The sequence below is a fragment of the Sporosarcina sp. CAU 1771 genome (assembly GCF_054482775.1).
Genome location: NZ_JBTLRN010000001.1, coordinates 199,294 through 214,494, shown reverse-complemented (window position 1 = coordinate 214,494; position 15,201 = coordinate 199,294). Strand labels below are relative to the sequence as shown.

Here is a 15,201-nt window from a genome sequence, read left to right as displayed (position 1 = left end):
CATGAAGACAACGGCATGATGGGACAGGTAAAAGTAGATTAATCTTGATTCTAATAATGTGTGAAGTCGATTAAAATTACGACTGAATCATAAGGAGAAACGGCGCAATTTCTTATTAACGAAGTTGTTAGTAAGGTCAAGATTATTTAAAACGACTTGTGAAAAACTCCCAAGATGATTTTAGATGATACCTGAAAATAACTAATTACTTTATTTATGGAGGAAAATAAATGACTACAAGAATAGCTATTAATGGATTTGGGCGTGTAGGAAGAACTACATTAAGAAGATTATTAGACACGAATACGGAACTAGAACTAGTTGCAATTAATGATTTGGCAAATATTGAAAACTTGGCTTATTTATTAGAATTTGACACAACTTATGGTCGATTAAAATATGAAGTAGGGGTTCGTGAAAATATCATGGTTGTTGATGGTAAGGAAATTAAAGTTTACCATGAAGCAGATGCAAAAAATCTACCATGGAGTGAATTGGAAATTGACATCGTGTTAGAGGCAACCGGTTTTTATGCAACTGCTAATAAGGCTCAAGCACATCTGGATGCAGGTGCAAAAAGAGTAATCATAACTGCTCCAGCAGATGAGAAAACTAAGATGATTGTTTACAGTGTCAATGAGGACATTGTTACAAAGGATGACAGAATAATTTCTTCCGCCTCTTGTACAACTAATGGCTTAGCCCCAGTGGCGAAAGTTTTACATGATAACTTTGGAATTGTAACTGGTTATATGGGTACAGTTAAAGCCTATACACCATCACAGGCATTGCATGATAGGCCTAATTCAGACCTAAGACGTGGACGAGCAGGCGCGATGAATGCAATTCCAACCTCCACTGGAGCAGCAAAAGCTGTTGGAAAAGTCATTCCTGGGTTAGACGGGATTGTTGATGGTACAGCGGTTAGAGTGCCACTTTTAGGTGGAGCTTTAGTGGAATTGTATACAAATTTAGAGAAAAATGTAACAATTAAAGAAGTAAATAAAGCAATGAAAGAAGCAGCTAATCCTTCATTCGAATACTCTGAAAAACCAATTGTGTCTTCAGACATTATTGGAACTTCAGCCGGTGCTATTTTTGATGCAACTTTAACAGATATCGTTGAAAATGATAATAATCAACTTATTAAAACTGTTTCTTGGTACGACAGTGAATATGGCTTTGTATCTAATCTTGTTCGTTTGACAGAACATTTTGCTGAAATAAATATCAACTAAAAAGGTTGGTTGGTTCTACGAAAGATAGTGTAGCCTGAATTATTCATAGATTTACTACAAATGGCTATAAACACCCATCTTATCAATCTGTTAATTAATTGTTTGTGCACGAAATAAATGAAATAAAGAATCCATTTTTGCTAAAGTTAAATCACGATAAAATAACCAGTAGAAAGAATTCTTATAATGGCTACTTTACCGCAAATCAAACTTAATTTTAATCGTCAAATTAAAGTAAATAATCTGTCGATATACTTATTTCGTACATTTATTGTCTAAACAAGGGAGAGGAGTTAATTCTATGTCAAATCATTCACACGACCATCATAATGAAAATGATGAACATCTTACTCACGAAAATTCGCAGTCTCATGAAGGCCACCACAATCACCATGATCATCACGCACATATGGTAGAGGATTTTAAAAAGCGATTTTTCATATCATTAATTGTGACCGTTCCTATTTTAATTTTGTCACCGATGATTCAAATGTTCCTTGTTGTTGACTGGCGTTTCACGGGTGACTTGTACATTTTATTTGCACTGTCAACGTTTGTATTTTTTTATGGGGGATGGCCTTTCCTTACGGGTTCAAAGGATGAACTAAAAGATAAGACCCCTGGCATGATGACACTGATTACATTGGCTATTACAGTAGCTTATGTGTACAGCACAGCTGCTATATTCGGTTTTGCAGAAAATGATTTCTTTTGGGAATTGGCTACACTCGTAGTTATTATGCTACTTGGTCACTGGATTGAAATGCGTTCTGTAATGGGTGCTTCAAAAGCTTTAGAAGAGCTCGCGAAGTTAATGCCTTCGGAAGCTCATCTCATTGACGAAGAAGGCAATATTACAGAAGTAGATGTAACGGAGTTGAAACAAGGAGATCGTGTACTCGTTAAGCCTGGCGAAAAAGTACCGGTAGATGGACAAATCCTTGAAGGTAAATCGACAATTGATGAATCGATGCTTACAGGTGAATCGGTCCCTGTTGAAAAAGAAGCCGGCCTAGAGGCTATCGGTGGATCCATTAACGGTGAAGGGTCTCTTGTCATTACTGTCATGAAGACCGGAAGTGAAACCTATCTCTCGCAAGTTATTACCTTGGTCAGGGAAGCTCAAGAATCCAAATCACGGGCTCAAGATCTTGCCAACAGAGCTGCAAAGTGGTTATTTTATGGGGCACTGGCAGCGGGCTTGCTAACTTTTATAATCTGGATTTCACTTGGTTATCCCGTGTCATTCGCGATGGAAAGAATGGTAACTGTACTCATTATAGCTTGTCCACATGCTCTAGGCCTAGCAGCTCCACTAGTCGTCGCCGTCTCTACATCCATAGCGGCCAAAAATGGACTTCTAATACGTAATCGGGCAGCTTTTGAAGGTGCTCGAAATATTGAAGCAGTTGTTTTCGATAAAACAGGTACACTTACAAAAGGTGAGTTTGGTGTAACAAACATCCACACATCCAAGGACTTCAGTGAAGAAGATGTCATTTCCTATGCAGCCGCAGTCGAGGCACAGTCCCAGCACCCCCTTGCTAAAGGTGTTACTAGGAAAGCAGAAGAAATGGGTATCCCCCTTCTACGAGTTGAGAATTTCCAATCATTGACCGGGAAAGGTCTGGAAGGAACTGTTAACGGAAAGCAGGTCTTAGTCGTTAGTCCAGGCTATGTGAAAGAGCTGAATCTTCAATTTGATACTATTCAATTTGACAAATGGTCATCTGAAGGAAAAACGGTTGTATTTACGCTAATCGACCAGCAATTTGCGGGTATGATCGCCCTTGCAGATATCGTCCGCGAAACAGCGATAGATGCCATCAATAAGCTAAAAGTAATGAACATCAAATCAATAATGCTAACTGGAGATAATATAAAGGTTGCACATTATATAGGCGAGCAACTGGGAATGGAAGAAATTTTTGCTGAAGTCCTTCCACATGAAAAGTCTGAGAAAATTGAGCACATCCAAAACGTTGAACGCCTTCGAACGGCTATGACTGGAGATGGAGTAAACGATGCCCCTGCTCTTGCAAATGCAGATTTAGGTATTGCTGTAGGCGCTGGAACTGATGTAGCGATTGAAACAGCAGATGTTGTTCTTGTCAAAAGCAATCCCCTTGACGTTGTAAATATTATAAAGCTTTCGAGGGCTACCTACCGCAAAATGACACAGAACTTGTGGTGGGCTACTGGATATAATATTCTTGCAATCCCGTTAGCTGCTGGAGCACTCTATAAGTTTGGAATTGTTTTAAGCCCTGCAGTCGGAGCAATTTTAATGTCTCTTAGTACCGTTATCGTAGCAATCAATGCACGTTTGCTGAAGATTTGATTAAATAATAATTAATCACTTTTCTAGATACAAAAAACTCCATGTTTTCTACATGGAGTTTTTGTATCTCTTGTAATCAACTGTTTAATTTCTTCTTTTGAAAATCAAATCTGTTTCACTTCTTAAAAAGATATAAATCCCAAAGGTCCTTTTCTACTCATCAAGATAATTTTCACCCGTTTTATGGACATAGCGCCTAACTATAAAAATGATGACTGCTGTGACAATAGCTATGGCGGACACAAGCTGTGCCGCCCGAAGTTCACCAATCACATATAAGCTATCTGTCCGCATTCCTTCAATGAAGAATCGTCCGGCGGAATACCAAACGAGGTAAAATAAAAATATTTCCCCACGCTTTAAGTTCACTCTACGCAACAATATAATAACGATAAGCCCCGCAACATTCCATAGCGATTCGTAAAGGAATGTCGGATGATACGTCACACCTTCAATCGTCATTTGATTCATGATCCAATCTGGAATGATTGTTGCCTCTAGGAATTTCTCCGAAACTGGGCCTCCGTGCGCTTCTTGGTTCATGAAATTGCCCCACCGCCCGATTATTTGCCCAATCAAAAGACCGCCAACTGCAATATCAGCCGTTTTCCAAAACGATACACCACGGCGCTTCGTGTAAACATACGACGTAATAAAAGCACCAATTAACGCACCATGGATAGCGATACCGCCCTCCCAAATCTGAATAATTTGCCCAGGGTTTTCTTTATAGTAATCCCAAGAGAAAATAACGTAATAGATCCGTGCACTTATAATTGAAATCGGGACCGCCCAGAGAAGAAGATCCGTCAGAAAATCTGGATGCATACCACGTTTCACCATCTCTTTTTGGACAAATATAAATGCAAGAACGATACCGAGAGCTATTAAAATCCCATACCAACGAATTTCAAGTGGGCCAAGCGAGAATGCAACAGGGTTTATTGCTAGTAGATTAATCATGTATCAACCTCTTCCCTCTTGATGATTTATAGTAGGTGTTACTTCTTATGCGTATGAATGCAAGCCTGCAATAATCAAGTTCACTGCAAGTAAATTGAACATAATGATTATGAACCCAATGACCGCTAGCCATGCTGACTTCTCGCCTTCCCATCCACGGGAGAGCCGTAGATGAAGATAGGCCGCATAGAATAGCCATGTAATAAGTGCCCATACTTCTTTCGGATCCCATCCCCAAAATCTAGACCACGCTTCATGTGCCCAAATCATTGCGAAAATAAGCGCACCTAGTGTGAATACTGGAAACCCAATCAAGACCGATCGGTAACCGATTTCATCCATAACTTGAGAGTTCGCCTTTTTCGCAAACGGCTGGAATAATGTTGCAACCGGACGGCGTACAATAAGTCGGAGTAACAAATAGAGAACAATACCCGTTGCAACTGACCACACGAGCGTCGTTAACGTCTTTCCATTGACAATTGCAGGCATTTCCACAAATGGTGTCATCTTATCCGGTGTAAGCGATTCGTACTCATTCATACCGAATAACGGAGGATAATTATAGACAATTTGAGCTAGTTGCTCTTTTTGATTAACATAAGTGAATTTGGCTTCATATCCGATAACAGCAAATGTTGATGAGGACAAGATGAAGCCGATAAAAAGAATTAGTGTGAACATAACCGATTCCAACCAAAAACGTTGTTTCGACTTTTTCGTCAAGTCAATATTTTTCAATAGGAACACAAGGCCTGCAACTGCACTAATTGCGAGAATCGCCTCTCCGATCGCTGCTGTAATAACGTGAACCGTCAACCAGTAACTTTGTAACGCTGGAATGAGTGGTGCAAGCTCCCTTGGAAACATACTTGCATATCCAATAATAATTACTGCAAGTGGCAATGCAAACAAGCCAAGTGATGGTGTTTTGTATAGGAAAAACAATAAAATGAATGCCCCAACAATCATCATTCCAAATGCAGTCGTAAACTCGAACATATTACTTACCGGTACATGTCCAGAAGCAATCCAACGGACAACAAAGTACCCTAAATGCGTTATGAACCCGATAATTGTAATAACAATTGCAATATTTCCCCATCTATTGTTTTTATATGTTGCTTCCGACTTCGAACCTTTTACTGCTCCGCCGAAGAACATCGTCGCTACTAGATAAGCGACAAATGAGACGAGGAGCAAATTAGCACTTAAAGACGCAAGTTCCATTATTCATTTTCTCCTTTCTCTTCATCCGAACTGGTTTCAGAATCCTGTCTATCTTCATAATTTGGTAAATCTGCAAAAACTTTCACTTTTTCAAGATCCTTTTTTAAGCCAAACCAATTTTTGTTTGTATGACCCGCGAGGACTATCTCATCGTTTTCAGTTTTTTGGATCCACAACCTTCTATGATTCCAATACGACCCTTGAGTAACCCCAATCATAAAAATAATCCCTCCGAGAAGTAATATATACAATGTCTTATCCTTACGAACAACGAGCCCAGTCATATTTCGTGTTTCCGCACTTTGAAATGTAACTTTGTAATCATTTTCTTTCGTTTCAATTGTTTCTCGTATCGCTACAAAACTCATTTCACCCTCTGGGGTATTAGGTGTCACCATTTTAAAGAAGAATCCCGGATTGTTTGGAAGAGGCGTCTTTGAAACAGGTTTTCCATCTTCAAAACCGTCAAAATCGGGGTAATAATCCTTTAATTCCACAAATGTATCTTCTGCTAGTTCGTAAATCGTCTCTGGACTTATAAGGTCAATCGTGAATTCACCAAGTGATGCATTTGTTGCTTTTTCTGTAAGATGGAATGTCATCGATTTTAGTTCATCGAGACGATAGTCCATCTGAAATACATTAAATCCGTCAAAATTAAGCGGTTTGTTAACGGTAATTGAATAATCTTTAATAAATTCCAGTTGTTCGGACTGACCTGGAAGACCACCCTCAGCTTCTTTATATAACGTGACGTCTGACTGGAAGTTTTTCACGATTGTTCCAACGCGGTCTATTGCCTCGCCAAAAACTGCGTCTTCTTCTTTAGAATAGGTCTCAATAATGAATTCATGGCTCTTCAAATAATACCCAGGTGCCCCAGGTAGTGTGCGTGTCTCCCCATCACGTAGCCAAAGTGTTTCATCTACATAAAAACCAGGGAGGCCTCGCAGCAGTACACCAAAAAGAAAGATAATCAGCCCAACGTGGTTGACATATGGGCCCCATCTTGAAAATCGACCTCTTTCTGCTAATATCGCTCCATCTTCGACTTTCACATTATAACGAAGTTTTTTTAGTTTCTCTTCTGCTTTCGCCATTGTCAGATTTGCATCCTCAACCGTATCTAGACCATAAATACGTTGTCTTCTCATGAATGAGACATGGCGTTTCGTACGTTGTTTTTTTAATGATTTGTATAATGGAATGACCCTGTCGACGCTTGCGATGATTATAGAAATTCCAAGCATTCCAATTAATGTGATGAACCACCAACTGTTGTACATATCATAAAAGCCCAACTTATAGTAGAGAACACCCGCAACTCCATAATACTTTTCATAATAAGCCGCTATGTCCACCTCTCTTACTGCTGGAACATAAAGTTTTTGGGGAAACAGTGTCCCAAGTGCTGAAGTGGCAAGAACTGCAATAATAATACTAACGCCTATTTTAACGCTAGAGAAAAAATTCCAAACTTTGTCGATAATAGACCTTTGATATGTTTGTGATCTTCTTGCAGAACCTTCGTATCTCATGTCAACAAGCTTACTATTTTTCGCCTCTTCTGTCTGTGGTCTTCCACATTGCTCACAAAGTACTGTACCGAATGGGTTTTCATGACCACATTGGCATGTTATTTTGCTCATGTTTGGATTGACTCCTTTATCATTTATACTGTTGATGGACCATGGCTTTACTAGTTCATTAAAATATTCATAGAACCTCCTAAATTGAATTGTACCTAGTAAATGTGCAGTATTAATGGATTCCTTAAGACAAGTATGTGAACACCTAATTTGTCAATTTTCACCACTAGAAACTTCCTTTATTAATCTTAAATAGTTGAACAGAAAAAGCCCGCACACTACCGCGGACTTTAGATTTGAAGTCTATTTGACTGAAGTGCTCTTTTTCATCATTTTACTAAGGTGCCCCCATTTATAATAAAACAAGTGAATTGAATAATTAATTCCTAATTAGGTACTTCATCAGAACCCCATAAATCCGCCAAAAAATGGACTAATCCAAATTATGATGTAAGTTAGACCGTCGAAGAAGAGGAGTATACCTAGTGCAATCATTAAGTAGCCCCCAACTTTTGTTATTGTTCGGTTGTACTTCTGGATCCATTTAACACGAGTAATAAAAATGGATAGTAGGAAAAATGGGATTGCGAACCCTAAGACATAAACAAGCATATACCACATTCCAGACCCCGGATTTTGTGCAGCCATCATGAATACAGCTCCCGTTATTGGTCCTGTACAAGGAGTCCATCCGGCTGCAAATGCCAGACCTATAAGAAACGTACCAAAATAACCGGCTGGTCTATTCTTAAATTGTAATTTCTTCTCCTTCATAAGAAACTTAGGTGTAAAGAAACCTAAGATCATCAAACCGAAGATGAAAATAAAAATCGCACCTATTTGACGAAGTAAATCTTGATACTGATAAAAAAATGTACCCACTAGCGATGAACTATAACCGAGAAAGATGAAGATAACCGAAAAACCTATCAAGAAAACAATTGTATGCAAAATTCCACTCTTCCGAGACTTCCCTTTATCTGAGTTCAATTCGTCAATCGACATTCCCGTTATGTAAGATATAAAAGCAGGATATAACGGTAGTGTGCATGGCGATATAAAGTTTAAAAAACCAGCTCCAAATGCAAGTAACAAGTTCAAATCTGCAAACATCTATCTAGACTCCTTCTCTATTCCATTCCAAAGGACACATTAAACTCCACTGTTTCTCTTTGTATTAATAGTTTTTGGAATTAAATCCCCCAAAAAGTGATTGTGTCCATGATCCCTATAATTATTAAAGTAACACCAGCAAACCGTTGGACAATTCTTCCTATCCTCATACTTCTTTTCATAATAAGACGCTTCGCATCAAAAATCCATATTAAAATAAACAGGAGAATGAGTGGTAGCGAAGTTGCCACTCCGAAAACAGCAGGCAAGACAAAACCGTAAGAATTAGTCACAACAAGAGGCATAAGCCAGACAAAGTAGATTACAAACATAGTCGGACAGAACGCTAATGAAAAACTTACCCCCAACATAAATGATCCTAGCTTTCCATTACGTAAACGCATAGGAATATGCTTTGTTATCTTTTGTAGGAATCTAAGACTAAGAACCCCAAGCAATACTAAACCAGTGAGTATAATAAGTGGTCCGATTACTTTTCGGAACAATGGAAATAATTCTGTTAGAGACGTTTTGAATGATTCACCAAAGAACCAAACAAATAGGCCAATTGAACTGAACACAGCTACCTTTCCAAGAATAAAGGCTACAATTTCAGCCATATTGTCCTTCATTTGAATTGTTCTGTTTCCGTATAATGTGATTGCGCTCATATTTCCAGTTAGTTGACAAGGGGCAACCGCTCCAACTAGCCCCAATAAAAATGCGACTAGCAGTGGAAATTGTTCAAAATTATTAATTAAAATTGTCACAGGCTCTGTTATTGTTTGACTGATTTTCGACATCAAACTATACATTTATTTAAGCACCATCCATTTTCTTATTTCGCCAATGTTCCCTTCTCTGCAAGTGAAGTCCAATTGCCCCCTTTGTCTTTCGTTAAATAAATATCATTAGAATACGTTGCGATGACGATCTCATTCTCATCCTCTGGATTCACTGCGATAAAAACAATCGGACTCATCACTTCAGCTGGAAGTTGAATTGCCCTTTCTTGATCTTTATCATATGCAAACGATTTGAGTTCCACTGTTTCATTTTCATAACTCGAAAAAAGTCCTTTGGTTTCAGTCAGCGTTAAATATAGAACCATTTTTGTGTCATTAAAAAGTTCAAAGTTTTCACCGTAGTCCTTCGAAAGGAATATGCCATCTTTACTTCCAATGGCAATCACTTCTTTCTGTAACGGATGAGCTGCCAAATTCGAGATGAACTCTGAATCGAAATCATTCATAGAAGCCTCTTCCCAAGTTTCACCCTCATCTAACGTATAGTGAAGACCACCTGCTAATTCTTTTGTCGGCATTTCATTTAGCACATAAATTGCGTTTGAGTCATAACCCGCTGCAAGATAATGAAAATCGATTTCTCCGTAAAACGCTAACTTTTCAAAGCTCGCACCACGATCTGTACTTTTAATTAGACCAAGTGGGTTTTTATAGCTAGTTCCTGGTTCCGGATGACCACTCGAGAAAAAACCTTCTCGTATTGTTTGAAAGCCCATATAATCGTGCTTTTCGCTATTTGCTTCTTTCCATCCTTCATTTGCGTATTCGTATAGTCCATCATGCGTTGAAATTACAATATCTGGTCCTCCGCTTATATATCCTAGACCATGTAAATGTTCAAACTTATTATTTTCTACTTCTTCAAAAGCATAATTTTTACTTTCCTTATTACACGCAGCCAATAAGATAGCCATGGCAAGTAGTCCAACGATCAACATGTTATTTTTCATATGATTCCTTCTCCTTTAATTCCATTTGTACCCAATTCCCCATACTGTCTTTAAAAATTCTTCATTAGGGAATCCAGCATTTTTAAGTTTATCTCTTAAATTTCGTATATGTGAGTCCACTGTTCGAATGTCCGTATACGTGTTATACTCCCATGCGGCAAGCAACAACTGCTCACGAGTCAACGTCCTCTTGGGCTGAGTAATTAACGCTTCAATAATGTAATACTCTTTTAATGTAAGCTGCACAGCTTTGTTTTTATAATGGATTGAATAGGAATCTTTATTTAGTACGAAGTCCTCAAAGACGATATTTTCCGAGTTTTTTTCATCATCTGGATAACGTCTTAACAATGCGTTCACTCTAGCTGTAAGCTCCCCTTCATCGAAAGGTTTTGTAATGTAGTCATCAGCACCATTGTCTAACCCTTTTACTAAGTCTGTCTTGTCTGCCCTCGCTGTGAGCATGATCACGGGTACGTTTGAAAATTCACGTATTTGCCTACACACTTCCCAGCCATCCATTTCTGGCATCATTACATCCAGTAAAACAAGATTAACTTTTTCACTTTTTAGTAGTTCAAGACCTTTTTTTCCGTTATCTGCTTTTATGCACTTGAATCCATGAGGCGCTAAAAACAACTCCAGCAAATCCATCATCCTATGTTCGTCATCTATCAGTAAAATTGTCCGCATTTTTTCAACTCCTAGTGGATTTATAGTTTTATAGTGAACGTACTTCCTTTCCCTAACTGACTCTTTACTTCAATTGTTCCATCATGCGCCTCCACTAGTTCCTTTACTATTGCAAGACCTAGGCCAGAACCTCCAAATGTTCTTGAACGTGACTTTTCAATTCTGAAAAGTTTTTCGAAAACTAAATCGATTTCTTCCGAAGGGATTCCGATTCCTTCATCTGATACAGATAGGATAGTCTGTTTATTTTCTTTAAATAATTCTACTGTTACTGTTGTCTTTTCATTTGAATACTTTAATGCGTTGTCCAAAAGATTTAATACTACCTGTTCCAGTCGTAGTGGATCTGCATGAATTTGAAATTCCTCTTTACAGATTAGATTCAGCTCTATGTTTTTCAATTTATATTCGGGATAAACAAGTTGATGAATGTCTTCTAAAAAATGTTGTGCTGAAAAAAAGGTTTTGGAGACTGAAAACGCCATTTCATCCATTTTTGCTAAATCCATTAAGTTTTTAACCAGATCTTTCATGCGATTTGATTCTTCAGCAATTATCAGTAAGTATTGATTTCTTTCTTCCTCTGTTAGATCGTCTCTCATAGCCACTTTCAAATACCCTATTAAATAAGTTAAGGGTGTACTCAGTTCATGAGATACAGAAGCAAGAAACTCATTTCGTTCTTTTTTCATTCTTTCAAGGTCGGTAGCTAACTTCATGATCGCAATTGATAATTCACCTAACTCGTCATTTCCGCCTGATGGAAGACTTACGTTAAATTCCCCTTCACTTAATTTCTCAGTCGCTTCCTTCATTCGAATCAACGGCCTCGTAAGAAATTTCGATAAAATCGAATAGATGACAAAAAGAATAACTATACTAGCTCCTCCTGCCAATCCAAAGTGTTGATTTAGTTTACCTACTAACCGTTCGATTGGCTGACTACTTTGAAACATTACTAAGTAGCCGGATTGTTCTTCATCCACTTTATATGGATGCACACTTACAATATGAGATGAGTCCTTCCAATCAGGTATGAGTATACGATCATTCAGAATATCAGAGGTTTGTATCAAGGATAGATATGGTAGAAACGCATCAATATTCTCTGTCGAACTCCGGATAATCTCGTTATTCGTTCCAGTAATGATAACCTCTCTATCGCTTTCGGCTTCCATCAAAACAATGTGGGTCATTGTATCGTATGAATAGTGATCTTCAAGGACATTCCGATGATTGGAACCACTCGCCAACAAACGCGTATACTCCTCATCAACCCTAGTGTGAATAATATTCCAGTGTAAATAAAGCATGAGTAACGTTTCAAGTACAAGGAATGAAATGATAAAGTAAGCAGCTAATTTTGTAGATATTTTATGCATATAAGCACACGTCCTTCTCCTTATGTAATCAGTATAGAAAAAGAATATGAAAAAGATATGCAGATGGGAATGTATTGTTTAGATTCCATATGGACTTTTGACGTCTTTGTGTCTGCACACTTTTTTCATACCTCATTAGTATACTAATGACTAAAATGATATTTCGGGTGAGAGTCGATGTCCTGAAACGTCTAGATAAGGGGATTTAGAAATTGAAAAACAAAAAAACACGTTTGCTATTTAGGTCTCTCACACTAGCCCTATTAGTAGCGGCCATTATCTTTACAATATACACAAGTATCACAAAAGAGAAATATGATGTTTTACAAGTCGGGGATGACGCCCCAGACTTTGCACTTATTGATTTAAACGGGGAAAACCATCAGTTATCTGAGTACAAAGGACAAGGGGTCTTTTTAAACTTTTGGGGAACTTGGTGTGCGCCTTGTAAAAAAGAAATGCCTGCGATGGGTCGACAATACCAAGTTTATAAAGATCAAGGAGTACAAATTTTAGCAGTGAACATTGCAGAATCTGACTTCAAGGTTCGAACATTTGCTGATCAATACGGTATGGTTTTCCCGACTTTAATTGATACTACGAAAAGTGTAATGGAAACTTATAATGTTAAACCACTGCCTACCACACTTCTTATTAACCCTGAAGGAAAGATTGTAAAAATAGTAACGGGAGAAATGTCAGAAGATGATATCAAAGGCTATATGGAACAGATTAAGCCCTAAAACTAGACTTAATATTTTCTTGTGAACATTATTGATTTCCCTAGAATTGAATACTCTCTTCGAGAAATGCAATATAAACTCCAAAACACAATGAAGAGGTAGACCAAAGTATTTTCACTTCGGGCTACCTCTTCTGTAATTCATTTAAATAATGAAATTCTTAACCAAAATACTTCTTATGCCAAATTAGAAACATATAGATGGTCCATATTTTCCGTCCATTATTCGCTTTCCCCTTACGATGTGCATTTAATAAATCCATAATTGACTGCTGATTAAAAAATTGTGCAGCTTCTATGCTCTCAAAATATGACTTGATTTTCAAATAGTATTTTTCTTCCCGAATCCAATGACGAATGGGAAGTGGGAATCCAATCTTTTTACGATTTGCATATTCTTCGGGCAACTTCCGTTTTGCAGCGATACGAAATGCATATTTGGTATCTATATCATTTACACGGTATTTTGTCGGTATCTTTGACGCGACTTTCATTACTTCCCGGTCTAAAAATGGCATCCGCACATCAATAGAATGTGCCATACTCATCTTGTCTGCTTTCAACAAAATATCATCTACTAACCAAAGGTGTAAGTCTAAATACTGCATTTTTGTAACATCGTCTTCATTTTTCACCTGATCATAATATGGTTTTACAATTTCTTTTACAGTTGGAGCGTCATTATACTTACTCATTAAAATGTTACGAACTTTCTTTTCATCAAATATTTTGGCTTGACCAATAAACCAATCGTCTGGTGACAAACCACCTTTTATTAAGAAATTTCTTCCCTTTACTTCCGGTAAATGTTTAGATAGTTGCCCCAATGATTTGCGTATCGAAGGAGGAAACTTTTTATATTTTTTCAAAATGGCTGGAGTATCATATTCGGAATAGCCCCCAAATAATTCATCGGCACCTTCCCCAGAATATATAACCTTTACATCACGGCTAGCAAGCTCCGACAAAAAATATAATGGTACGATAGAAGGATTTGAATGAGGTTCATCCATCATATATTGAATTTCATCCAACTTGTCAAAGCAGAGGTCAGAATCTAAGACTTTATTGTAATTTTCAATTCCTAATGCTTCGGATAAAGTTTTTGCATTATTTATTTCGGAAAAGCTTTCATTGCCAAAACCCACTGAAAAGGTTTTATTCGGTTTTAAAACAGATGCTATATAGCTTGAATCAACGCCGCTTGATAAAAAAGAGCCAACCTCTTCATTACTATTTCGATGTGCATCGATTGATTCCTCCATAACTCGATCAATTTCTTCTACGATATCTTCCAACGGTTGATCTGTTGGACTGAATTTTGGAGTCCAAAATCGTTGGGTCTTAATCTGACCGCCCTCAAAAGACATATAATGCGCCGCGGGTAATTTATAAACACCTTTGAAGAATGATTCGTTTAATACAGGAAACTGGAAAGTTAAATAAGGCTTTAAAGCATTTTCGTTTAGCTCTTTTATAAAGTGCAGATGTGGCAAAAAGCTTTTAATTTCAGAACCAAAGAAAAACGTATCATTCATATATGCGTAATATAATGGCTTAATACCAAACATGTCCCGTGCAGCAAATAGCGTTTTGTTTTTTCGATTCCAAATGACGAATGCAAACTTCCCACGTAATTTTGTCGTAATATTTTCCGCATAGTGTTCGTATCCGCAAATAAGTAACTCTTGAACTGTGTTAGTTTCGATCAAATGCCCCTCATCAATAAGATTTCTTCTTAATTCTTCGGAATTATTAATTTCGCCGTCCATTACCAAGACATAGTTTTCATCTTCATAGTAATACGGTTTACCTTCATTCTCTAAATTACTAAATTGTAAATGCCGATATCCAATTGCTACTTCATCTTCTATAAACGTACAAGACGAATCTGGACCACGATGGATGATTTTTTCTAACATTTGTTCTAAAACAAATTCAGCATTTTTTGTTTCTCCGATAAAGCCGGTAAATCCACTCATATATAGGAACTCCATTCTTTTTGATTGAACTATATTAATTCTCACATCATTTTTTTAATTAAAGCATAGGAATGCATTAGTAAAACTTGGATTTACTTTAAATCTTTATTTTCCATAACTGTTTCTAGTAGCTTTTTGAAGGCGTAAATTAGTATATCTTTTAAATATGCAA

At 37.5% G+C, this 15,201-nt stretch carries 12 protein-coding genes; 3 read left to right on the top strand and 9 right to left on the bottom strand.

What is annotated here, in order from left to right; translation table 11 throughout:
* The first annotated feature begins 230 nt into the window (after positions 1–230).
* Positions 231–1,238, top strand: a complete 1,008-nt coding sequence (gene gap, locus ACXYMX_RS01145; protein ID WP_459042374.1) for a type I glyceraldehyde-3-phosphate dehydrogenase — start codon at positions 231–233, stop codon at positions 1,236–1,238.
* Between the two features lie 301 nt (positions 1,239–1,539).
* Positions 1,540–3,579 carry a copper-translocating P-type ATPase gene (locus ACXYMX_RS01140; RefSeq protein ID WP_459042373.1) on the top strand — a complete coding sequence of 680 codons (2,040 nt, stop codon included), beginning with the start codon at positions 1,540–1,542 and terminating at the stop codon, positions 3,577–3,579.
* A 153-nt stretch (positions 3,580–3,732) separates the two neighbouring features.
* Here ACXYMX_RS01140 and lgt read toward each other — a convergent pair whose 3' ends face one another.
* The 8 genes from lgt to ACXYMX_RS01100 form a co-directional block, all read right to left on the bottom strand.
* The gene (gene lgt, locus ACXYMX_RS01135; RefSeq protein WP_459042372.1) at positions 3,733–4,542 is read right to left on the bottom strand and encodes a prolipoprotein diacylglyceryl transferase; all 810 of its coding nucleotides are present in this window, start codon (positions 4,540–4,542) and stop codon (positions 3,733–3,735) included.
* A gap of 45 nt (positions 4,543–4,587) precedes the next feature.
* Positions 4,588–5,772, bottom strand: coding sequence for a c-type cytochrome biogenesis protein CcsB (gene ccsB / locus ACXYMX_RS01130; protein WP_459042371.1), 1,185 nt, complete (start codon positions 5,770–5,772; stop codon positions 4,588–4,590).
* Positions 5,772–7,421, bottom strand: a complete 1,650-nt coding sequence (gene resB / locus ACXYMX_RS01125) for a cytochrome c biogenesis protein ResB (RefSeq protein WP_459042370.1) — start codon at positions 7,419–7,421, stop codon at positions 5,772–5,774. The genes ccsB and resB overlap by 1 nt, the downstream gene beginning before the upstream one ends.
* A 342-nt stretch (positions 7,422–7,763) precedes the next feature.
* Positions 7,764–8,474, bottom strand: coding sequence for a cytochrome c biogenesis CcdA family protein (locus ACXYMX_RS01120; protein ID WP_459042369.1), 711 nt, complete (start codon positions 8,472–8,474; stop codon positions 7,764–7,766).
* Positions 8,475–8,554: 80 nt separating this feature from the next.
* Positions 8,555–9,289, bottom strand: coding sequence for a cytochrome c biogenesis CcdA family protein (locus ACXYMX_RS01115; protein ID WP_459042368.1), 735 nt, complete (start codon positions 9,287–9,289; stop codon positions 8,555–8,557).
* A 23-nt stretch (positions 9,290–9,312) separates the two neighbouring features.
* Positions 9,313–10,230, bottom strand: coding sequence for a F510_1955 family glycosylhydrolase (locus tag ACXYMX_RS01110; RefSeq protein ID WP_459042367.1), 918 nt, complete (start codon positions 10,228–10,230; stop codon positions 9,313–9,315).
* Positions 10,231–10,245: 15 nt separating this feature from the next.
* Positions 10,246–10,923 carry a response regulator transcription factor gene (locus tag ACXYMX_RS01105; protein WP_459042366.1) on the bottom strand — a complete coding sequence of 226 codons (678 nt, stop codon included), beginning with the start codon at positions 10,921–10,923 and terminating at the stop codon, positions 10,246–10,248.
* A gap of 20 nt (positions 10,924–10,943) precedes the next feature.
* Positions 10,944–12,305: a sensor histidine kinase gene (locus tag ACXYMX_RS01100; protein ID WP_459042365.1), complete on the bottom strand. Its 1,362-nt coding sequence runs from the start codon at positions 12,303–12,305 to the stop codon at positions 10,944–10,946.
* A 212-nt stretch (positions 12,306–12,517) separates the two neighbouring features.
* On the opposite strand from ACXYMX_RS01100, the gene resA reads away from it, so the two are divergent.
* The gene (resA, locus tag ACXYMX_RS01095) at positions 12,518–13,048 is read left to right on the top strand and encodes a thiol-disulfide oxidoreductase ResA (RefSeq protein ID WP_459042364.1); all 531 of its coding nucleotides are present in this window, start codon (positions 12,518–12,520) and stop codon (positions 13,046–13,048) included.
* A gap of 160 nt (positions 13,049–13,208) precedes the next feature.
* Here the strand turns inward: resA and asnB are convergent, their stop codons facing one another.
* Positions 13,209–15,029, bottom strand: coding sequence for an asparagine synthase (glutamine-hydrolyzing) (gene asnB / locus ACXYMX_RS01090; RefSeq protein WP_459042363.1), 1,821 nt, complete (start codon positions 15,027–15,029; stop codon positions 13,209–13,211).
* Positions 15,030–15,201: the final 172 nt, after the last annotated feature.